The organism is Pseudomonas sp. yb_5, from assembly GCF_043103865.1.
Taxonomy (GTDB): domain Bacteria; phylum Pseudomonadota; class Gammaproteobacteria; order Pseudomonadales; family Pseudomonadaceae; genus Aquipseudomonas; species Aquipseudomonas putida_Y.
This window is the reverse complement of the sequence record NZ_JBICKE010000126.1, coordinates 45,417-65,835: the sequence shown is the minus strand read 5'-3', so window position 1 is coordinate 65,835 and position 20,419 is coordinate 45,417. Positions and strand designations below refer to the sequence as shown.

Sequence of the window (20,419 nt, the reverse complement as noted above, 5' to 3'; positions counted from 1 at the left end):
CAGGAGCAGCGCAAGGTCGCTCCTGCTCGGGGCGCCTGGAACTATTGCGCCAACACCCGGCAATAGAATTTCCACTCTTCTTCCAAGGCATGCGCCAGGTTCTGCGCTTTGCGGAACCCGTGCCGCTCCTCCGCATAAAAATGCCCTTCAGCGTCGATCCCGTTGGCCTGTAGCGCCGCCAACATGGCGCGTGTCTGCTCCGGCACCACCACCGCATCCAGCTCACCCTGGAAGAAAATCACCGGCACCTTGATGCGCTGCGCATGCAGCAGCGGCGTGCGCTGGCGATAGCGTTCAGCGTCGCGCTGCGGGTCGCCGATCAGCCAGTCCAGGTAATCCCCTTCGAACTTGTGCGTGGCACGGCCAAGGGCTAGCGGGTCGCTGACCCCATAGAGGCTGGCGCCAGCGCGGAACACGTCATGGAACGCCAAGGCGCACAAGGTGGTGTAGCCACCGGCGCTACCGCCGCGGATAAACGCCTTGTGCTTGTCGACCAGGCCTTGAGCAGCCAGGTATTCGACCGCCGCGCAGGCATCGGCCACATCGCTCTCGCCCCAGCGCTGGTGCAGGGCCTGGCGGTATTCCCGACCATAGCCGGTGCTGCCCCGGTAGTTGAGGTCGGCCACGGCAAAGCCACGCTGGGTCCAGTACTGGATGCGCGGGTCGAGCACGGGATAGCAGGCTGAGGTTGGCCCGCCGTGGATGAACACCACCAGCGGTGCGGCGCCTTGCGACTGCGCTGGCGGGTAGAAGAAACCGTGGGCCTGCTCGCCGCCACTGCCGTAGTGGATCGACTGCGGCAGGCTGATTTGCCCTGCCGGCAGCATTTCGGCACCGCCGGCCAGCACACGTACGTCGTGGTTGCTGCGGTCAATGGCAATGACTGCTGGTGGGCTGATGGGCGAGGCGGCAATGGCATACAGGTGTTCGCTGTCCATGGCCAGGCTGCGAAAGCGTGTGTAGGCACTGGCGAAATGCTCCATACGGCCATCTTCGCCACGCAGCCCCAATTGCCCGAAGCCGTCTTCGAACCAGCTGGCCAGGTAGCTTTGCGGGCTCAGTGCCAACCAGGAACAGGTCCCCAATTGCCAAGGCGCAGCAGCATGGTCCGCCGGTTCGGCAGGCAACGCCTGCCATTGGCCATCGACCTCACCCCAGGGTTGCCAGAAGCCATTGCGGTCGGACAGGCAGTAGAGTCGACCTTCGGCATCGAAGCGTGGTTGTTGCAACGATTCTTCTGCGGCGGCTACACATTGCGCCGGCCCCCAGTGGCCGCTGGCATCGCGCGTGCGACACATCAGCCGGGTGACGGTCCAGGGCTGCGCCGGGCGGTCCCATTCGATCCACGCCAGGCGCTGGCCATCGGCACTGACGGCAGGCGAGGCGTAGAAGTCGGCGCCCTCGGCGAGCACCTCGCGGCTGCTGTCACCCAAAGCGACCAGGCGGTGCTCTACCTGCTCGGCATGGCGCTCTTCGACGGCCAGTACGTGGCCGTCGTGCCACTGCACATCGCCATAGCGGCAGCTGGCATCCTGGGTCAGTGCACGTGGTAACAGATCGTCCAGCGGCTGGGTGTAGACCTGCTGGTCCTTTTCGTTGACGAACACCAGCCCGTCGCCGCCCAGGCAGAAGCTGCCACCACCATATTCGTAGACTCGACTGCGCACGCTGAAGCCGTCCGGGGTCAGGCAGCGGGCTTGGTAGTGCAACCAGTGCCAGATACGGCAAGCACCGTCGGCCGGGCGGAATTCGTTCCAGAACAGCCCGTCGGCACTGACCTTGAGTTCGGCGAAGTCGGTACCGGCGGCCACTGCCTGGGCCGCGCTGAATTCAGCCGCGGGCGATGACACGGGAGTTTCGATCATTGCGGAAGGTCATCTGTTCGATCGCGAGCTGGGCGGTTTCTGCCTCCTCGCGGGCTTTGAGGATGATGCCGTGCTCGGTCGACTTGGCGCACACCGGGTCGGCATTGCTGGCATCGCCGGTCAGCATGAAGGCCTGGCAGCGACAGCCGCCGAAGTCCTTTTCTTTCTCGTCGCAGGAGCGGCAAGGTTCGCGCATCCACTCATAGCCACGGAAGCGGTTGAAACCGAACGATTCATACCAGATATGGTGCAAGTCGTGGTCGCGTACATTCGGGAACTGCACGGGTAGCTGGCGGGCGCCGTGGCAGGGCAATGCGGTGCCGTCCGGGGTGATGGTGAGGAACAGGTTGCCCCAGCCGTTCATGCAGGCCTTGGGGCGCTCTTCGTAGTAGTCAGGGGTTACGAAAATAAGCTTGCACGGGTTGCCCTCGGCCTTGAGCTTGTCCCGGTATTCGTTGGTGATACGTTCGGCCCGCTCGAGCTGCGCGCGGGTTGGCAGCAGCCCCAGGCGGTTGAGGTGCGCCCAGCCATAGAACTGGCAAGTGGCGAGCTCGACAAAGTCGGCCTCCAGGGCAATGCACAACTCGATGATGCGGTCGATCTTGTCGATGTTGTGCCGATGGGTGACGAAGTTGAGCACCATCGGGTAGCCATGGGCTTTCACCGCGCGGGCCATTTCCAGCTTCTGTGCAAAAGCCTTTTTCGAGCCGGCCAGCAGGTTGTTCACCTGCTCGTCGCTGGCCTGGAAGCTGATCTGGATATGGTCCAGGCCAGCCTTCTTGAATTCGGCGATGCGTGCCTCGGTCAGGCCAATGCCCGAGGTGATCAGGTTGGTGTAGTAACCCAGGCGGCGGGCCTCTGCTATCAGCTGGGCAAGGTCCTGGCGTACCAGTGGTTCACCGCCGGAAAAGCCGATTTGTGCGGCACCCATTTCCCGCGCTTCAGCCATGACCTTGAACCACTGTTCGGTGCTCAGCTCCTGGCCCTGGGCGGCGAAGTCCAGCGGGTTGGAGCAGTAAGGGCACTGCAGCGGGCAGCGGTAGGTGAGTTCGGCCAGCAGCCACAGCGGCAGGCCGACCTCGGGGGTAGGCGGCAACTCAGGCGAGGACGATCCAGTGTTCGGCACGGGCCACCTCCATGAACTGCTCGATGTCGTCCGCCACTTGCGGGACACCGGGGAATTGCTGTTCGAGTTCGCTGATAATTGCTGCCACGTCACGCTGGCCGTCGATCAGGCCACCGATCAGGCTCGCGCTGTCGTTGAGCTTGATCATGCCTTCGGGGTACAGCAACACATGGCCCTTTTGCGCCGGCTCGTACTGGAAACGATAGCCGGGGCGCCAGTTCGGTACCTGGTTACGGTCGAAACTCATAGGGTGATTCCCTTGTGCCACACCCGTTCCTGGGTGACGGAATGATAGGGTGGGCGGTTCAGTTCGTAGGCCATGCTCATGGCATCGAGCATGCTCCAGAGGATATCCAGTTTGAACTGCAGTATCTCCAGCATACGCTCCTGGCCCGCACGGGTGGTGTAGTGCTGCAGGGTAATCGCCAGGCCGTGTTCCACATCGCGTCGAGCCTGGCCCAGGCGGGTACGGAAATACTCGTAGCCGGCGGGGTCGATCCACGGGTAGTGCTGTGGCCAGCTGTCCAGACGTGACTGGTGGATTTGCGGGGCGAACAGCTCGGTCAGCGAGCTGCTGGCGGCTTCCTGCCAGCTGGCGCGGCGGGCGAAGTTGACGTAGGCGTCCACAGCAAAGCGCACGCCAGGCAATACCAGTTCTTGCGAGCGCAATTGGTCCGGGTCCAGCCCGACAGCCTGGCCCAGGCGCAGCCAGGCTTCGATGCCGCCATCCTCGCCAGGCGCACCATCGTGGTCGAGCAGGCGCTGGATCCACTCGCGGCGCACTTCGCGGTCCGGGCAGTTGGCCAGGATCGCGGCATCTTTCATCGGGATGTTGACTTGGTAATAAAAGCGGTTGGCCACCCAGCCCTGGATCTGCTCGCGGGTGGCGCGCCCCTGGTACATCGCCACGTGGTACGGGTGATGGATGTGGTAATAGGCGCCCTTGGCGCGCAGGGCCTGCTCGAATTCGGCAGGGGACATTGGCAGTGCGTCGCTCATTCGGCTGGCTCCTGTAAAGCGATTGTCAGGGCTGACACATATTCACCCTGTGGGAGCGGGCATGCCCGCGAACACCGGCGAAGCCGGTGCCATACACCGTGTTGGATGCTTCGCGGGCATGCCCGCTCCCACAGGGCCTGTGTCGCATCACGGACTGTTTTACAACTCGATGCTCATGCCATCGAAGGCAACTTCCACACCGCGGCGCAGGACTTCGGCGCGCTCGGGGGAGTTTTCATCGAGAATCGGGTTGGTGTTGTTGATGTGGATAAGCACTTTGCGCTGGCGCGGGAAGCCGTCGAGCACTTCCAGCATGCCGCCAGGGCCGTTCTGGGCCAGGTGACCCATCTCGCGGCCGGTGCGGGTGCCCACGCCACGGCGCTGCATTTCGTCGTCTTCCCACAGGGTGCCGTCGACCAGCAGGCAGTCGGCACCGTGCATCATCGCCAGCAGATTGTCGTCGACCTGGCCCAGGCCCGGGGCGTAGAACAGCTTGCCGCCGGTGCGGGTGTCCTCTACCAGCAAGCCAAGGTTGTCGCCCGGGTGCGGGTCGAAGCGGTGCGGCGAATATGGCGGCGCGGCGCTGCGCAGGGGGAAGGGGGTGAACTTGAGGTTGGGGCAGGCGTCGATCACGAAGCTGCCTTCCAGCTCGATACGGTTCCACTGCAGGCCACCGTTCCAGTGGCTGAGCATGTTGAACAGCGGGAAACCGGTGGTCAGGTCCTGGTGGACCATGTCCGTGCACCACACCTGATGCGGGCAGCCTTCGCGCAGGCTGAGCAGGCCGGTGGTGTGGTCGATCTGGCTGTCCAGCAGGACGATGGCGTTGATGCCGGTGTCGCGCAGGGCCCGGGCCGGCTGCATCGGCGCAAAAGCCTGCAGTTGGGCGCGGATGTCGGGCGAGGCATTGCACAGTATCCAGTGCACACCGTCGTCGGACAGGGCGATGGATGACTGGGTGCGCGCCGTGGCTTGCAGGGTGCCATCACGGTAGCCCTTGCAGTTGACGCAGTTGCAGTTCCACTGCGGGAACCCGCCACCGGCGGCGGAGCCGAGAACCTGGATGTACATGGCCACTCTCTATGCAGAAACCGGATCGGAAAAAACGAAAACGCCCCGGCAGGCCGAGGCGTGAAACCCTAAGCCTGGCTTAGCGGTTAGCGAAGTACATAGTAACTTCGAAGCCGATACGCAGGTCAGTGTATGCAGGTTTGGTCCACATGGAATTACTCCTTCCGAATGAGGGTTGGGTTGTTCAGCTACTACTTGGGTACCGCCATGCGTTGGCAGTTCCCTGAAACCGGGATTGCGCTATCTTACAAGAAAAATTTGAACCGGAAGGTTAATTATTCGAGAAGCGCCGTTGCAGTTCGCGTAATAATCATCGATTTTCGCCCTGTCAGGAAGTGTCTGGCGCGGCAGCGTTGGCCAAGCATAGCCAAGCGGAACCTGTGTCGAGCAGGTTGCTCAGCAGGTGGTCCAGATCCGTCTGCCGCGTAGTCAGAATAGACCTGCGCAGCACATCCAGCCTATTGGGTTGTGTGGCCAAGTATGTCTGCCACGCCCATTCGGCGACATCGGCGTTGGCCATGGCGGGCTCGTCGAATTGCCCAGCCAATGCCTGGCGAGCGGCCGGGTCAAGGGTGACGCCATGGCGCAGCAGGTCGAGCAGGTGGCCGAGCACCTGTGCCTGGCCGGTGTGGGGGGACTGCACGCCGAACAGCAGCCCACCGACCCCCTCGACCTGACGAAAGGCGCTGAACACCGCATAACCGAGTTGCAATTCCACCCGCAGGCGTTGGTAAACCGGCCCTTGCAGCAACTGGGCTAACAGACGGCCTGCGGCTTCTTTGGCCGCAGGCAACGGGTAGAACAGCAGCAGGGCATGTTCGCTGCCTGGCACTTGGGCGTGCTGCCAGCGGTGGTTTGCCCATGTTGGCAGGGGGCCAGGCCGCGAGCCTTGCCCAGGGCACTGCTGCAGCGCAGTGCCCAAGGCGTTTAGCGCGGTATCCTCGAAGCCTGCAGCCATGCCATGCCACTCGGTGTGCAGCCACAGGCTGTCGAGTTGCCGCTGGTTCAGCGTGTCGGCGGGCACCGCTGCGGGCAGGCTACCCCGTACCGCGTCTGGCAGTTGCTTGAGCAGGGCCCTGATGGGGATCAGGACCGGGGGCTGCGCCGTGCAGGGCAGCCAGCAACTGGCAGGTGGCTTGAGCATCAAGGCCAATGCTTGTTCCACTGCGCGCAGCACTGCTGCTGGCAGGCCGGCGCAGCGCAACTGCCAGTATTCTCCGGCGCTGCTGTACTGCAGTTGCACGGAGGCGCGGTCACAACGTTCCTGCAGTGGTGCCAGGGCCTGTTCCAGCACACGCTGCAAGGGCTGGCGCAAAGGTGAAGGTACATGCCAGCGCAGGTACAGCGCAGCGTATTGGCGCGTGGGCGGGAGCTGGTCACTGATCTTCAGCGCTGCCGGCAGCGGCTGCGCCTTGGCATGGGGCAGGTCTGCCATCAGCAATGGGTCGACTGGCAAGTGCTGCCAATTGCCATGGTCGCTACCTGGCAGGCTTTCCAGCAGGGCGCCAAGCGCCTGCAACCCTTGGGTATCCAGCTTGGCGAACGGCTGGCCTGTGCTGTCCCGGCGGGCGAGCTCGAGCGCGCTGGCACTGTGCGCACGGCTGCGCTGCAGCAAGCCGAATTGGTGGTTCAACTGTTCGCGGTCGGCCTGGCGGATGAACCTGAACCAACCTTGCAGCAGGGCGCAGGTTTCGTCCGGGCAAGCGTCGGTACTTAGCTTCAGGTCAAGGTGCCACAGCAGCTGACCGGCGAACGCATACAGCCTTTCGGCCGTGAAGCTTTGTAGCCAGCCACGCTCGCGAAGCGCGCCCAGCCAGGTACCTGGGCGGCTGTCCTCCAGGTAAGCGAACAGCAGTTCCAAGGCTTGCTCGGCGCCGCTGGGCAGGCCTTGGTGAGTGAAGGTCAGAACGTTAGCCAGTGCGGGCAGTGGCGGCGGCAGCGCTCGCGGCACGCGCTCACCTGCGGCGAACAGTTCGGCGTGCTGCCGGGCAAGGCGTTCAAGTTCATCCAGCGGCTGTGGCCCGCAAAGGCTCAAGCAGATCTGGCCGCCTTGGTAGAAGCGCTGATGAAAGCCCGCAAGCGCTTGCTGGAAGGCCGCATCGTGCAAGGCCAGGGTGTATCGATTGCCAGCATGAAAAGCGCCCAGTGGATGCTTGTCTGACACTGACTGCAGCAGGGCGAACTGTTGTTGGGCCGATGGATTGCGCGACCAGGCGATGAATTCGGCGTGGATCACTTCGCGTTCACGGCGTTGGCGTTCGATGCCCAGATCCGGTTCTGCCAGCATTTGGCACAGGCGCTCGAGACCGCCGCCTAGCGCGTTGGGTGGCACCTCGAAGAAAAAGTCGGTGGCGCGTTCACGGGTGCTGGCGTTGACCTGTCCGCCCAGGGCTTGTACGTAGCGCATCAGGCCGTCTTCCAGCGGGAAGCGCGGGGTACCGAGGAAGAACAGGTGTTCGAGGAAGTGCGCCAGACCGGGCCATTTGGCAGGTGCGTCGTGGCTGCCCGCATGCACCCGCAGTGCGGCGGCCGAGCGTTTGAGGCGCGGGGCGTGGCGCAGGGTCAACTGCAAGCCGTTGACGAGGGTGAGTTGGCGAGTGGCGTCAGACATGGGGGCTCCGGTGGCGGCTTTCCATGCTAACCGATTTGTTTGCAGGCTCGGCCTATTCGCGGGGTATGGCGCCGGTATGAAAGGCAGCGCAGATCCCGTGGGAGCGGGCGTGCCCGCGAATGGGCCGCATAGCGGCCCCTGTCAGCCTTTACGCAGGTGCAGTTCCTGGCGCAAGTCGATCAGGTAGGGAAACGCCATGCGCCCCTGCACCACCCGTTCATGTTCCAGCTCTGCCAACAACTGGCACTCATCCCGCCCAGCCATGGCCAGTAAACTGCCATCCGGGCCGATGATGCTGCTCTGCCCGCAATACTGGATCTCGTCTTCCGCGCCGCAGTAGTTGGCATATACCAGGTAGCACTGGTTTTCCTGCGCCCGTGCCCTCACGGTCACCTGGCAGGTAAAGTCGTACGGCGTCATGTTCGCCGTCGGCACCAGGATCAGCTCGGCGCCATCCAGCGCCAGGCGCCGGGCGTTCTCCGGGAACTCGATGTCGTAGCAGATCAGCAGGCCAACCTTCCAGCCTTCCAGTTCCACTACCGGGAAGTGGTCGGCGCCTGGGCTGAACATTGAGCGGTCCAGTTCACCGAACAGGTGGGTCTTGCGGTAATTGCTCAGGCTGCGGCCATGCGCATCGATCAACTGCACGCTGTTGTAGATCGCCCCGTCATCGCCGCGCTCCGGGTAGCCATAGACAATGGCGATGCGATGCGCCTGGGCGATTTCCACCACGGTCATGGCTGCCGGGCCATCGGCGGCCTCGGCCAGGCGCTCGACCTGGGCCAGGCCGATGTTGTAGCCGGTCAGGAACATCTCCGGGCAGACCAGCAACCGGGCGCCTTGTGCGGCCGCCAGCTGCGCCTGGTGGCGCAGCCGTTGCAGGTTGCCGGGCACGTCCAGTGGCTTGGGTGCACCTTGGTACAGAGCGATGCGCATGGTGCCTCCTTGTCTCAATCCGCCAGGGCGATCGGGCCGATTTCGTTGAACACATCGCCTGGGCCTGGGTTGTCGGGGTGGGTGTGGCCACCCAAGTGGTTCATGATACCCCACACCGCATTCAGCGACGTCTGCACCGCGCCTTCAACCCAGGCGGGGGTCCATGACACGTCGTCCCCGGCAATGAAGATACCGCGCTGCTCCGCTGGCATGTCCTGCTGCATGAAGTGCGCGTACATGCGCTGGTTGTAGCGGTAATGGCCGGGAAGCGCGCCTTTGAAGGCGCCGAGGAAGTACGGGTCGGCCTCCCAGGAAACCGTGATCGGGTCGCCGATGATATGGCCGGCGATATCGGTCTTCGGGTAGATCTTCTTCAGCGCATCCAAGGCCAGTTGCACGCGCTTTTCCACCGGGTGCGGCAGCATCTTCAGTGCGTCGCTCATCCACGAGTACGACAGGCAGATCACCCCGGGCTTGTCGTTGCCGTTGTCGAACAGGTAAGTGCCGCGGGTGAGTCGATCGGTGAGGGTCATGCTCAGCAAGTCACGGCCGGTTTCCGGGTCCTTGTCCTTCCAGAACGGGCGGTCGACCATGACGAAGGTTTTCGACGACTGCATGTAGCGGGTACGGTCCAGGGCCATCCACATCTTTTGCGAGAACAGCGATTCCTCGCAGTCGATCTGGGTGGTCAGCAACCAGGTCTGGCAGGTGGCGAGTACTGCGCTGTAGTGGCGGGTATCGCCCCAGTTGTCGGTGACCGCCAGGCGGCCATCGGCGGCGCGGGCAATGCGCTTGACCCCGGTACGTGGTGCGCCGCCATGCAGCGTGCTCAGGCTGGTGCCCTCTGGCCAATGCACGCAGCGTTCCGGTACGTGGCGCCAGATGCCCTGTGGCACTTGTTCCACGCCCCCGACCACCAGGTGCTGGTGGTCGTCGCAGTTGGTCATCACCACGCGGAAGATTTCCAGCATCGAGTTGGGGAAGTCCGAGTCCCAACCGCCGGTGCCGAAACCGACCTGGCCGAACACTTCCCGGTGCTGGAAGCTCAGCTTGGCAAAAGAGCGCGAGGTGGCGACGAAGTCGTAGAAGGTGCGGTCGTCCCACAGCGGCACCAGCTTGTTCCAGAGTTCCTTCAGGCGCGGTACATCACGGTCGCGGATGGCCTGCTGGATATCGGCGAACTGCGCACCGCTCTCCAGCGCATCGGCCCAGGCGTCGGCGACCTCATGAAACAGTTGCGGCAGGTCGGTGGGCTTCTCGGCGTAGTAGGTCTGGCCTTCCAGGTCGATCACTGTGCTGCCCGAAGCCGGGGTCAGCGGGTTGGGGAAGGGTTTGGTTTCCAGGCCCAGCTTGTCGACGTAGTGGTAGAAGGCGGTGGACGACACCGGGAAGCGCATGCCACCCAGCTCGGCAACGATCCCGTCAGTGCCATTGAAGGCTTGCGAGCGCAGCCGGCCGCCCAGCCTGGACGCCTCGTACACCACCGGCTTGAGGCCCAGCTTCATCAGCTCGTAGGCCGCTACCAGGCCGGCGATACCGGCACCGACAATGGCCACCTCTTCCCCATGGCGCTCAGCCGGAATGCTGCCCAGGCCTGCCGGGTGTTCCAGCCAGTCGTCGAAAGCAAAAGGGAAGTCCGGGCCGAAAATGGTGATTGGCTTCTTGCCGTCGGCGGGGTGGCGGTTCTTCTTGTTCATGAAATGACCTTGCCAGAGAGGCTGCGCGAGGAGCGGAGCCTGAGTATAGGAGATGCCTGGCTGTCATTTTAGGGAGTGGGGTGTTCGTAATTAAGGTGCAGAGTGTTGTCTGAATGTAGTTAGTTTCGTCGTAATGATTAAGCTCATGTTCATTAAGACGAGGAAGGCGGTCGAGGTAATTCAAAAACCGCCCTGGCCCTTTGTAGGAGCGGGTTTACCCGCGAATGCGTCGGTAGATTCTCTGCCCCATTCGCGGGTAAACCCGCTCCTACAACCGGCCTCATCGATAACCCCACCCGAGCGCCAGTCCGTTCAAAGCGGCTGTCCACGGTCCACCTTGCTGCTGAGAATGATCGACGTGGTGGTTTTCTCCACCCCGTCGACACTGCCAATCTGGTCGAGCAACTGATCCAGCTGCTCGGGCGAGTCCGTACGCAGCCAGGCCACATAGTCGAATTCGCCGCTTACCGCACACAGCTGCTGCACCTGGCCCATGGCACTCAGGCGCCGCACCACGTCCTTGCCGGAACGCGGCTGTACCTTGATCCCGACATACGCCTGCAACCCGCCGCCTATCACACTCTGGCCCAGGCGTACGCCATAGCCGGAGATAACCTTGTTTTTCTCCAGCCGCTCCAGGCGCGAATTGACGGTGGTGCGGGCGATGCCCAACTGGCGGGCGAGGGTGGCGACGCTTTCGCGGGCGTTGATTTGCAGCAGGGCGATCAGCTGGCGATCGATTTCATCCAGCGTGATGGAGCGGGAATCCGACATGGCGAGTCTCTACGGTTGGCCCGCTAGCCTAGCCAGCCTGTGCCAATCAGGGCAAGGCCAGGTGCAGTCGATCACCGTTGATGGCGTCGGTTTGGCACTTTCTGTGAGAACGGCCGCGTATCTCTGAAGGCTGCGTCTTCGGCACTAATTCGGCATGATGAAGCGGTAGTCCAACGGGAACCTCAGCGTGAACCTCGACCACCTGCTCGAATGCTGGCGACTGGAAGTCGCCAACAAGAAAAGGCCCGGACGCCGTATCAGCCTACTGTTCAACGTGCTGCGCCGCGCACGCAAGGACAACAAACTACGTTTTCTCTTCGCCTATCGCCTGGCCCAGTACCTCGACGCCCGCGGCGGCCTGGCCCGGCGCCACGCCAGGCGCATGCAGCAGCGGCTCAACCTAAAGTACGCCATAGACATCGACATCTGCGCCCAGATCGCCCCCGGCCTGCGCATCGCGCACCTGCCTGGGGTGGTGATTACCCGGTACGTCAGCATCGGGCGCAATTTCTTCGTCCGGCAGAACTGCTCGATCGGCATCAAGACCCTGGGGCTGGATGAGTACGCCCTGCGCATTGGCGACAACGTCAGCATGGGCGCCAACAGTTGCATCGTTGCTGATCGTATCGACATTGGCGATGACGTGGTGATTGGCGCGATGTCGTTGGTTACGCGGGACATTCCGCCTGGCATTACCTTCTACAACCCGCGACAGGTCGAGATGCGTCCGGGAGGGGGTTAACCAACAGCGGTACATTTGTGAACGTTGGCAGAGGGGGTGGTGGAGCAGACTGGGAGGGTTCTTATGGGTTTGCCCATAGTAGATGGCCTCGCCCGATGGACTGGATCGTGCAGTGGTGCGGCCTTCTTCGTTTATCCCCAGGCGCCGCGCCAGTGATGAGCGCACCGAACGAATACGCAAAGACTTGAGGCAGTTGGCTCTGTAGCCAGCTTCTTGGCGTCCGTTGTCACGGGGCAGGCCCAGGTTCATTCATAGGCTTGCTCATCTGTGAGCCGATTAGCGAGCATATTCGGCTCATTTTGTGAGCTGATTATGGCGGCTATTCGGCTCATTGTCTGATCCTCAAGCTAGGGTGTTTGGCTTGGAGTATCGATAGGGCGCCTTTCCGCGATTATCGGCGTGCTGGGTGATCGGCTTCTTGGTGGGGCTGATTTCGCTGAGATAGTGTCTCAGCGCCACTTCCAAGGTCATGCGCTCGGCGCCGCTGCGCTGGATGTACACCCCCCTGACCATTTATTTCTTGCGGGCATGAAAAAGCCGCGCAGTGCGCGGCTTCTAAGCTGGTGGGCCCACACGGACTCGAACCGTGGACCAAAGGATTATGAGTCCTCTGCTCTAACCAACTGAGCTATAGGCCCTCAGTAAGTGGGCGGATTATAACGAGGGTTTCGCACCTGTGCCATCTGAAAGATCCGATAGTGCTATGCGAAGAAACGCGGCTGCGAATTCCTCTGGTGGTAGCGGGAGGCTGACGATGTAGCCCTGGATCTGCTCGCAGCCCTCGGCCGCCAGAAAACGCTGCTGGGCCTGGTTTTCCACGCCTTCGGCAATGATGGTCAACTGCATGCTGCGGCCCAGGGCAATGATCGCCCGGGCGATGGCGGCGTCGTGTGGGTCGTCGGGCAGGCCGCGGATGAACGACTTGTCGATCTTGAGGATGTCCAGCGGCAGGCGCTTCAGGTAGCTCAGCGACGAATAGCCGGTGCCAAAGTCGTCGATGGCCAGCTGTACGCCGAGTTTCTTCAACTGGTACAGCACGGCCAGGGCCTCTTCTGCCTGGCTCATGATGAAGTTTTCGGTGATTTCCAACTGCAGGTCACCGGCCTTCAACTGATGGTGCTTGAGCAGTTGTTCGATGCGCCGTGCCAGGTGTGGGTGGCGCAGCTGGGCGCCGGCAAGGTTGATCGACAGCGGGCCGAAGGGTTCATAGTGCTGCTTCCAGGCCTGCATCTGCCGGCAGGCTTGCTCCAGTACCCAGTCGCCGAGCTGCAGGATGGTGCCGTTCTCTTCCGCCAGGTGGATGAAGTGTTCCGGCGGTACCTCACCAAAGGTCGGGTGGCTCCAGCGGATCAGCGCTTCAGCACCCACCAGGCTCTGGGTTTTAAGGCTGAGCTTGGGCTGGAAGCACAGGCTCATTTCGTTGCGTTCGACGGCCCGGCGCAGTTCATGCTCCAGGGCGATGCGCTCGCTGGCCTGGGCGGTGAGGTCGCGGGTGTAGGCTTCGACGCGGTTACGGCCTTTGGCCTTGGAGCGGTACATGGCGGCGTCGGCGTTGCGGATCAGTGTGGAGACGTCGGTGCCATCCTGTGGGTAAAGACTGATGCCGATGCTGGCGCTGGTGAAAAACTCGTGCTCGCCGGCCTGGAACGGTGCGTTGAAGCAGGCCAGTAGCTTGTTGGCGATAGTGCTGGCGTCACTGGGCTTGTGCAGGCCGGGCAGCAGAATAATGAATTCGTCGCCACCCAGGCGGGCTACGGTGTCAACGTCGCGTACCTGCTCTTTCAAGCGCTGGGCGATGCCCTTGAGCAGCAGGTCACCGACCGGGTGGCCAAGGCTGTCGTTGATGTGCTTGAAGCGGTCGAGGTCCAGGAACAGCACTGCGCCTTGGCGGTTGGAGACTTGCGCGCAGGTGAGTACGCCCTGCAGCCGGTTTTCGAACAGGGTGCGATTGGGCAGGCCGGTCAGCGGGTCGTGGTGGGCCTGATAGTCGAGTTTGGCCTGGGCGTGCTTGATGCTGGAGATGTCTGCAAAAACCGCCACGAAGTGGGTGATCTCGCGGTCGCTGTTGCGCACGGCACTGATGGTCAGCCAGCTTGGGTAAAGTTCGCCGTTCTTGCGCTTGTTGTAGATTTCGCCCTGCCAGTGGCCCTCGTCGGTAAGCTGGTGCCACATGGCCAGATAGAAAGCGCTGTCGTGCTGGCCAGAGGCGAGCAGGCGCGGGGTCTGGCCGAGGGCTTCGATCTCGCTGTAGCCGGTGATTTCACTGAAGGCGCGGTTGACGGCACTGATGCGCTGGTCAATGTCGGTGATCAACACGCCTTCGGCAGTGTTCTCGAACACGGTGGCGGCCAGTTGCAGCTTTTCTTGCATCAGGTGACGCTCGGTGATGTCGCGGGCGATGGTCAGCATGCAGTCGACGCCGGTAATCGGCAGGGGCCGGGCGGACAGCTCGCAAAGGCGGATCTGCCCGTCGCTGCGGCGGATATGGCAGGTGAAGTCGCGCACGAAGCCGTCGCGGTTGAGCTGGTCGACCAGGCGTTTGCGCTCGTTGAGGTCGACCCAGATGCCCAGGTCCAGCGAGGTCTGGTCGATGGTTGGGTTGAGGGCGTAGCCGGTGAGGCGGCAGAAGCCCTCGTTCACCTCCAGCAGCAACCCGTCGCTCTGGCGCGACAGCAGCAGGCCGTCGGGCGAGGCGTGGAAGGCCTTTGCGAACTTTTCTTCTGAAGTTTGCAGCTGCTGCTGGGTCTCCTTCAGCTGGCTGATGTCGCGTACTGCCACAACCAGCGCGGGCGTGCCGTCCAGTTCGAAGGTTTCGGCCGAAGTCAGGCCGGTGAACAGTTGGCCGTTGCTGCGGCGGAAGCTCATTTCCAGGTTGCGGATACCACCTTGGTGCAACCTTTCAAGCAGGAGCGGGCCACTGCCTTCTATGCCCCAAAGGTCAAGGTCGGTGGCGGTGCGGCCAATGACCTGGTCTGGCGGCAGGCCGATCTGCTCTTCAAACGCCTCGTTTACCTCCAGCAGGCAGCCATCGCTGTGGCGGGCGATCAGCAAGATATCGGGGCACTGCTGGAATACCGAGGCGAACTTCTGTTCGGACAGGCGCAGGGCGTCCTCAGTGCGCTTGGTTTCGCTGATGTCGATCATCAGCCCGCGCATCACGGGCTGGTGGCCGTGTTCGATCATGCTGACGATGTTGCGTACCCAGAGGGGCTGGCCGTCAGCCCGGATCACCCGGTAGTCCAGGCTGTGGTCCCGCCCCGCTGCGGTCTCGCTGTCGCAGTAGGCCTGGGCCCAGAGCGCGTCCTCCGGGTGCAGGATGCTGCGCCAGAAACCGGGCCTGAGCCAGTCACTCAATGGGTAGCCGAGCAGGTCCTCGGCATGGGGGGAAACGTAGCTGTAGGTGAAGTCGTTGGCATCGGCTTCCCAGGCGATGGCTGACAGGCTCTCGACCAGGCCGCGATAGTGGTATTCGCTGCTGCGCAGCTCTTGCTCCAGGGCGATGCGCCGGGAAATTTCCGAGCTGAGCCGGCGGTTGATGCGAATGACCGCTGCCAGTACAGCCATCAGCAACAGCACCGCTGGCAGGCCATACACCAGCATGTCGGACCAGAACATCCGCTGGTCGACCACATTGCCTACCCAGTGCTGCTGGATCTGGCTGATTTCGCTGCTGCTCATGTCGGCCATCACTTTATCGAGAATGCCGACCAGCACGCTCTTGTCGCGGGGGACGGCCATCGCCAGCTGATAACGGTAGGGCGTTTCGCCGCTGACGTAGAGGCCTTCGAGCTTGAGTTGGCGCAGGCTCCAGATACTGGAAGCGAGGTCGCCGACCACGGCATCCACCTGGTCGGTGGCCAGGGCTTGCAGCGTGGAGCTGACGTTTGGCAGGGCAACCAGGTTGAGGTCCGGGTGGTGGGTGCGCAGCAACTCGTGCGGGGCGTAGTTTTCTACCACGGCGATTTTCAGGCCGTACAGGTCAGCCAGCTTTCGCGGTTGTGCGCCGCCTTTGTGCGCGAGGATGACAATGGGGAAGTCGAGGTACGGGCGAGTGAAGGCCAGGAAGCCCTGGCGTTCCGGGGTGGACATGATGCCGGGCAGCAGGTCGATACGGCTTTCCCGCGCCTGCGCCAGCACCTCGGTCCAGCTGCTGGGTTCGACCGGTTTGAACGTCACACCCAGGCGCTGCTGGATCATGGCGATGTAGTCGGCGGCCAATCCCTGGTAACGGCCCTCCTGGTCGCGAAACTCGAACGGTGGCCAAGAGGCGTCTACGCCCAGGTTGAGCTGCGGGTGGGCAGCCAGCCAGGTTTTCTCCTCATCTGTCAGGGTCAGGGCGCCGGCCGTTGTGTTCCACAGAATCAGGATCAGCAACAGAATGGCCGGCTTCAAGGACATGGCAGCCTCGCACTCAGGTGGTCTGAAGTCGAGTGTAGACGGGCATTGCTGCAGGCGTGCAACGGAAGGGGGGCTTTATGTGGCGGGCCACTAAAGAAAAACCCCGGCCTGGGCCGGGGTTTTGTCATCACTCGTCGAGGAAGGAGCGCAGGTGCTCGCTGCGAGTCGGGTGGCGCAGTTTGCGCAACGCCTTCGCTTCGATCTGACGGATCCGCTCACGCGTTACGTCAAACTGCTTGCCCACCTCTTCGAGGGTGTGGTCGGTGTTCATGTCGATACCGAAACGCATGCGCAGCACCTTGGCTTCGCGTGCAGTCAGGCCCGAGAGCACGTCACGGGTGGCTTCCTTGAGGCTTTCGACCGTGGCTACATCGATCGGGGACTGCATGGTGGAGTCCTCGATGAAGTCGCCCAGGTGCGAATCTTCGTCGTCACCGATCGGGGTTTCCATGGAGATCGGCTCTTTGGCGATCTTCAGTACCTTGCGGATCTTGTCCTCAGGCATTTCCATGCGCTCGCCCAGCTCTTCCGGCGTCGGTTCACGACCCATTTCCTGCAGCATCTGGCGGGAAATACGGTTGAGCTTGTTGATCGTCTCGATCATGTGCACCGGAATCCGGATGGTGCGTGCCTGGTCGGCGATCGAACGGGTGATCGCCTGACGGATCCACCAGGTGGCATAGGTCGAGAACTTGTAGCCGCGACGGTATTCGAACTTGTCCACCGCTTTCATCAAGCCGATGTTGCCTTCCTGGATCAGGTCGAGGAACTGCAGGCCACGGTTGGTGTACTTCTTGGCGATGGAAATCACCAGACGCAGGTTCGCCTCGACCATTTCTTTCTTGGCGCGGCGGGCCTTGGCTTCACCGATCGACATGCGACGGTTGATTTCCTTGATCTCGGCAACGGTCAGGCCGGTTTCGGTCTCAAGGTCGATCAGCTTCTGCTGGCAAGCGACGATGGCAGCGTTCTTTTCACCCAGGGCGGCTGCCCACTTGGTGTTACGCTTGGCCAGGTCACCGCTCCAGGTCTGGTCGGTTTCGTTGCTCGGGAACATGCGCAGGAAGTCGGCTCGCGGCATGCGGGCGTCACGTACGCACAGCTGCATGATGGCGCGTTCTTGCTGTCGCAGACGGCTCAGGGCGTCACGTACACGCTCGACCAGTACCTCGAACTGCTTCGGTACCAGCTTGATCGGCATGAACAGGTCAGCCAGGGCCTGCAGGGCCTCGATGCTTTCCTTGTGGTTACGACCATTTTTCTTCAGGACCTTGGAGGTTACCTGAAGCTGATCGGATACCGCACCGAAGCGCTGGGCCGCGACGACCGGATCCGGGCCGCTCTCGGCCTCTTCCTCGTCGTCACCGCTTTCGGACTCTTCTTCGTCGTCGTCGGACTCTTCCTTCGCCGCAGCGGCCTTGGCGCCAGGGATCGGCACTTCTTCGGTTGGCGCGGCAATGTTGTCGTCAGGGTCGATGTAACCGCTGAGAACGTCCGACAGGCGGCCACCCTCGGTAGTGACGCGGTCATATTCGCCGAGAATGTAGTCGACAGTGCCCGGGAAGTGAGCGATAGCGCCCATGACTTCACGAATGCCTTCCTCGATACGCTTGGCGATTTCGATCTCGCCTTCGCGGGTCAGCAGCTCGACAGTACCCATTTCGCGCATGTACATGCGCACCGGGTCGGTCGTGCGGCCGATATCGGTTTCAACTGCCGCCAACGCAGCAGCGGCTTCTTCGGCCGCGGCTTCATCGGTGTCGGCTTCCGCCAACAGAAGGGCATCCGCATCCGGAGCACTCTCGAATACGTTGATCCCCATGTCGTTGATCATGCGGATGATGTCTTCCACCTGTTCCGGATCTGAAATATCCTCAGGCAGGTGGTCGTTGACCTCCGCGTAAGTCAGGTAGCCCTGCTCACGACCGCGGGTGATCAACTCTTTGATACGAGACTGCTGTTGCGCTTTTCCGGACATAACACCCTATCCACTGAAGGTCTTGGCGGGCAAAAAACAAGCCGAGGATTATACCCGAGCATGGGCCTCACGCGCCAGATGAGGTCGGCGTTTGTGCGGGAACATTTCGGCTCAGCAGGGCGAGGAGCTGGGTTTTTTCCTCGCTGGTCAATTCGCTTTGACGTGATTTCCTGAGCAATTGTTCCAGGCTGCGCTCGCGTTGGCGGGCGGACAAGCTAGTTATGGTGTCGAAAAACTGTTGTTCAAGGTTGTCGGCCACGATAAGCCATTCCTTTTCCGCCAGGGCCCGCAGCAGGCGGCCCTGTTCGGTGCCATGCCAGCGTGCGATCAACTGCATTGAGCTTAGCCCAGGATTTTTCTGCGCGGCTTCGATCAGTGCAACCAGCAGTTGGCTGTACAGGTGTTCTTCGTCGGCGAAGTGGCTGGCATCCTCCACCTTGCCGGCCAGCAGCGGATGGTGCAGCAGGGTTCGCAGGGCGGCCAGGGTGGGCGGCTCGACCGGTGCTGGCACGCGGGGAGGTGCTTCGTCGCGTTGCTGCCAGGGCTTGCCGCCCTTGCGGTTCTTGTCCCAGGGCTTGTCGCTCCACGGCTTCTTGCTGCCACCCTTGTTGGGTTTCCACGCCTGCTCCTGATGAGCGGGGGCAAAGTCGTGCTGCGGCATGTCGCCGTAGTCGGGGGTGTAGCTGGCCATGGCATCGTAGTCGTAGCCAGGGTCGTAGTCCGGCACGCTGCTGCCCGTCGGGGCGTGTTGCGCCAACTGCTCGACCTGCTGCGGGTCGAGGCCGGTGATTTCCCTCAGGCGGTTGCGCATTAGCTGGCGCAGGTTGGCGCCGGGGATTTTTTCGATCAGCGGTGCGGCCAAGGTCGCCATATGCGCCTTGCCTTCCAGTGAGCGCGGGTCGGCTTCGACGCCAAGTTGCTCGAAGAAGTAGTCGGCCAGCGGTTGGGCGTGCTGGTTGATGCGGGCCATGAAGGCGTCGGTACCTTCGGCGCGCACCAGGCTGTCCGGGTCTTCGCCCTCGGGCAGGAACAGGAAGCGCGCGCGACGGCCGTCCTGCAGGTTCGACAATGTCGATTCCAGTGCACGCCAGGCGGCCTTGCGCCCGGCCTGGTCGCCGTCAAAACAGAACAGCACGCTGGGTACCACGCGGAACAGGCGCTTCAGGTGCTCTTCGCTGGTGGCGGTGCCAAGGGTGGCCACGGCATTGCGCAGGCCTTGCTGGGCCAGGGCAATGACGTCCATGTAGCCCTCGACGACGATGATCTCGTCGAGGTTGCGGTTGTGCTTGCGTGCCTCGTACAGCCCGTACAGCTCCTGCCCCTTGTGGAACACCGGGGTTTCCGGGGAGTTCAGGTACTTGGGCTTGTCGTCGCCGAGCACCCGGCCACCGAAGGCGATGATGCGCCCGCGGCTGTCACGTATCGGGAACATCACCCGGTCGCGGAAGCGGTCGTAGCGCTTGCCGCTCTCGGCGTTTTCGATCAGCAGGCCGGCATCGATCATCACCTTCTGCTGCAAGGTGTCGGCACCCAGGTGCTTGAGCAGGTTGTCCCAGCCGGGCGGGGCAAAGCCCAGGCCGAAGTCGCGGGCAATTTCCCCGGACAGGCCGCGGCCCTTGAGGTAGTCCACCGCTGCCTTGCGGGACGGGTGGCTGCGCAGGGCCTGGCGGTAGAACTCCGAGGCGGCGTCCAGTAGCGGATACAGCGGCGAGTCCGTCGGCTGGCGCGGCTTCTGGTCGCGGCGGCCTTGCTCGCGGGGCACTTCCATGCCCGCTGCGCGGGCCAGTTCCTCGACGGCCTGGGGGAAGTCCAGGTTGTCGTGGTCCATGACAAAGCCCAAGGCGTTGCCACCGGCGCCACAACCGAAGCAGTAGTAGAACTGCTTGTCGGGGCTGACCGTGAAGGACGGGGTTTTTTCTTTGTGGAACGGGCAGCAGGCGGAGTAGTTCTTGCCGGTTTTTTTCAGCTGGACGCGCGAACTCACCACGTCGACGATGTCGAGGCGGTTGATCAGGTCGTCAATGAAACTTTGGGGAATCAGCCCGGCCATGGCAGTCTCGTTATCTGGCAACTGGCAAGTCTAATCGCTCACGCGCCGAAGGGGGCGAGTGCTGCTTGGGGAAGTGCGAGGGAATGTGCTCGTCGCCAGCCCCTAAGGGCTCGTCAGTCGGACGTGCACGTCTGGTCATACAGCAAGGAGGACCAGCTCTGACGTTTCAGGC

Annotated in this window: 14 protein-coding genes, 1 tRNA gene and 1 pseudogene; 1 reads left to right on the top strand and 15 read right to left on the bottom strand. The window is 62.6% G+C overall.

The features are described from left to right. Nucleotides 1-41: 41 nt before the first annotated feature. From ACF8GF_RS23020 to ACF8GF_RS22975, 10 genes are all read right to left on the bottom strand, one after another. Entirely contained in the window at nucleotides 42-1,865 is a 1,824-nt protein-coding gene (locus ACF8GF_RS23020; RefSeq protein WP_392487831.1) for a prolyl oligopeptidase family serine peptidase, read from the bottom strand. Continuing rightward, nucleotides 1,831-2,991, bottom strand: a complete 1,161-nt coding sequence (gene pqqE / locus ACF8GF_RS23015; protein ID WP_021782694.1) for a pyrroloquinoline quinone biosynthesis protein PqqE — start codon at nucleotides 2,989-2,991, stop codon at nucleotides 1,831-1,833. The genes ACF8GF_RS23020 and pqqE overlap by 35 nt, the downstream gene beginning before the upstream one ends. Continuing rightward, complete coding sequence (gene pqqD / locus ACF8GF_RS23010; RefSeq protein WP_021782695.1) at nucleotides 2,963-3,238, bottom strand: pyrroloquinoline quinone biosynthesis peptide chaperone PqqD; 276 nt, start codon at nucleotides 3,236-3,238, stop codon at nucleotides 2,963-2,965. Before pqqD ends, pqqE begins: the two co-directional genes overlap by 29 nt. Next, entirely contained in the window at nucleotides 3,235-3,990 is a 756-nt protein-coding gene (pqqC, locus tag ACF8GF_RS23005; protein ID WP_003255592.1) for a pyrroloquinoline-quinone synthase PqqC, read from the bottom strand. The genes pqqD and pqqC overlap by 4 nt, the downstream gene beginning before the upstream one ends. Nucleotides 3,991-4,149: 159 nt before the next feature. Continuing rightward, nucleotides 4,150-5,061, bottom strand: a complete 912-nt coding sequence (pqqB, locus tag ACF8GF_RS23000; RefSeq protein WP_392487830.1) for a pyrroloquinoline quinone biosynthesis protein PqqB — start codon at nucleotides 5,059-5,061, stop codon at nucleotides 4,150-4,152. A gap of 79 nt (nucleotides 5,062-5,140) precedes the next feature. Further along, entirely contained in the window at nucleotides 5,141-5,212 is a 72-nt protein-coding gene (pqqA, locus tag ACF8GF_RS22995) for a pyrroloquinoline quinone precursor peptide PqqA (protein ID WP_003243383.1), read from the bottom strand. 177 nt (nucleotides 5,213-5,389) lie between these two features. After that, nucleotides 5,390-7,672 carry a pyrroloquinoline quinone biosynthesis protein PqqF gene (gene pqqF, locus ACF8GF_RS22990; protein WP_392487829.1) on the bottom strand — a complete coding sequence of 761 codons (2,283 nt, stop codon included), beginning with the start codon at nucleotides 7,670-7,672 and terminating at the stop codon, nucleotides 5,390-5,392. Between the two features lie 141 nt (nucleotides 7,673-7,813). Continuing rightward, nucleotides 7,814-8,608 (bottom strand): carbon-nitrogen hydrolase family protein, encoded by a 795-nt coding sequence (locus ACF8GF_RS22985; RefSeq protein ID WP_176683518.1) that lies wholly within the window; start codon nucleotides 8,606-8,608, stop codon nucleotides 7,814-7,816. 14 nt (nucleotides 8,609-8,622) lie between these two features. After that, complete coding sequence (locus ACF8GF_RS22980) at nucleotides 8,623-10,305, bottom strand: NAD(P)/FAD-dependent oxidoreductase (protein WP_209968540.1); 1,683 nt, start codon at nucleotides 10,303-10,305, stop codon at nucleotides 8,623-8,625. A 312-nt stretch (nucleotides 10,306-10,617) separates the two neighbouring features. Next, nucleotides 10,618-11,079, bottom strand: a complete 462-nt coding sequence (locus tag ACF8GF_RS22975; protein WP_003255583.1) for an Lrp/AsnC family transcriptional regulator — start codon at nucleotides 11,077-11,079, stop codon at nucleotides 10,618-10,620. A gap of 187 nt (nucleotides 11,080-11,266) precedes the next feature. On the opposite strand from ACF8GF_RS22975, the gene ACF8GF_RS22970 reads away from it, so the two are divergent. Continuing rightward, a complete protein-coding gene (locus ACF8GF_RS22970) occupies nucleotides 11,267-11,821 on the top strand; it encodes a serine acetyltransferase (RefSeq protein WP_392487828.1) in 555 nt (184 codons plus the stop codon). A 393-nt stretch (nucleotides 11,822-12,214) separates the two neighbouring features. Here ACF8GF_RS22970 and ACF8GF_RS22965 read toward each other — a convergent pair. The 5 genes and pseudogenes from ACF8GF_RS22965 to dnaG all read right to left on the bottom strand — a co-directional run. Next, nucleotides 12,215-12,334 (bottom strand): annotated as a pseudogene (locus tag ACF8GF_RS22965) (site-specific integrase); the annotation flags it as partial. A gap of 48 nt (nucleotides 12,335-12,382) precedes the next feature. Next, nucleotides 12,383-12,459: transfer RNA gene (locus tag ACF8GF_RS22960), tRNA-Ile, on the bottom strand. Between the two features lie 16 nt (nucleotides 12,460-12,475). Then, the gene (locus tag ACF8GF_RS22955) at nucleotides 12,476-16,219 is read right to left on the bottom strand and encodes an EAL domain-containing protein (RefSeq protein WP_392461893.1); all 3,744 of its coding nucleotides are present in this window, start codon (nucleotides 16,217-16,219) and stop codon (nucleotides 12,476-12,478) included. A 127-nt stretch (nucleotides 16,220-16,346) separates the two neighbouring features. Then, nucleotides 16,347-18,197, bottom strand: a complete 1,851-nt coding sequence (gene rpoD, locus ACF8GF_RS22950) for an RNA polymerase sigma factor RpoD (RefSeq protein ID WP_176683511.1) — start codon at nucleotides 18,195-18,197, stop codon at nucleotides 16,347-16,349. 67 nt (nucleotides 18,198-18,264) lie between these two features. After that, nucleotides 18,265-20,247 carry a DNA primase gene (gene dnaG / locus ACF8GF_RS22945; RefSeq protein WP_176683510.1) on the bottom strand — a complete coding sequence of 661 codons (1,983 nt, stop codon included), beginning with the start codon at nucleotides 20,245-20,247 and terminating at the stop codon, nucleotides 18,265-18,267. Nucleotides 20,248-20,419 lie beyond the last annotated feature (172 nt).

Excerpts from the sequence above, each read along its gene's own strand:
- pqqC (WP_003255592.1), bottom strand. The coding sequence starts at position 3,990 with ATGAGCGACGCACTGCCAATGTCCCCTGCCGAATTCGAGCAGGCCCTG.
- ACF8GF_RS22985 (WP_176683518.1), bottom strand. The coding sequence starts at position 8,608 with ATGCGCATCGCTCTGTACCAAGGTGCACCCAAGCCACTGGACGTGCCC.
- ACF8GF_RS22955 (WP_392461893.1), bottom strand. The coding sequence starts at position 16,219 with ATGTCCTTGAAGCCGGCCATTCTGTTGCTGATCCTGATTCTGTGGAAC.
- dnaG (WP_176683510.1), bottom strand. The coding sequence starts at position 20,247 with ATGGCCGGGCTGATTCCCCAAAGTTTCATTGACGACCTGATCAACCGC.
- pqqD (WP_021782695.1), bottom strand. The coding sequence starts at position 3,238 with ATGAGTTTCGACCGTAACCAGGTACCGAACTGGCGCCCCGGCTATCGT.
- ACF8GF_RS22975 (WP_003255583.1), bottom strand. The coding sequence starts at position 11,079 with ATGTCGGATTCCCGCTCCATCACGCTGGATGAAATCGATCGCCAGCTG.
- rpoD (WP_176683511.1), bottom strand. The coding sequence starts at position 18,197 with ATGTCCGGAAAAGCGCAACAGCAGTCTCGTATCAAAGAGTTGATCACC.
- ACF8GF_RS22980 (WP_209968540.1), bottom strand. The coding sequence starts at position 10,305 with ATGAACAAGAAGAACCGCCACCCCGCCGACGGCAAGAAGCCAATCACC.
- pqqB (WP_392487830.1), bottom strand. The coding sequence starts at position 5,061 with ATGTACATCCAGGTTCTCGGCTCCGCCGCCGGTGGCGGGTTCCCGCAG.
- ACF8GF_RS23020 (WP_392487831.1), bottom strand. The coding sequence starts at position 1,865 with ATGATCGAAACTCCCGTGTCATCGCCCGCGGCTGAATTCAGCGCGGCC.
- pqqF (WP_392487829.1), bottom strand. The coding sequence starts at position 7,672 with ATGTCTGACGCCACTCGCCAACTCACCCTCGTCAACGGCTTGCAGTTG.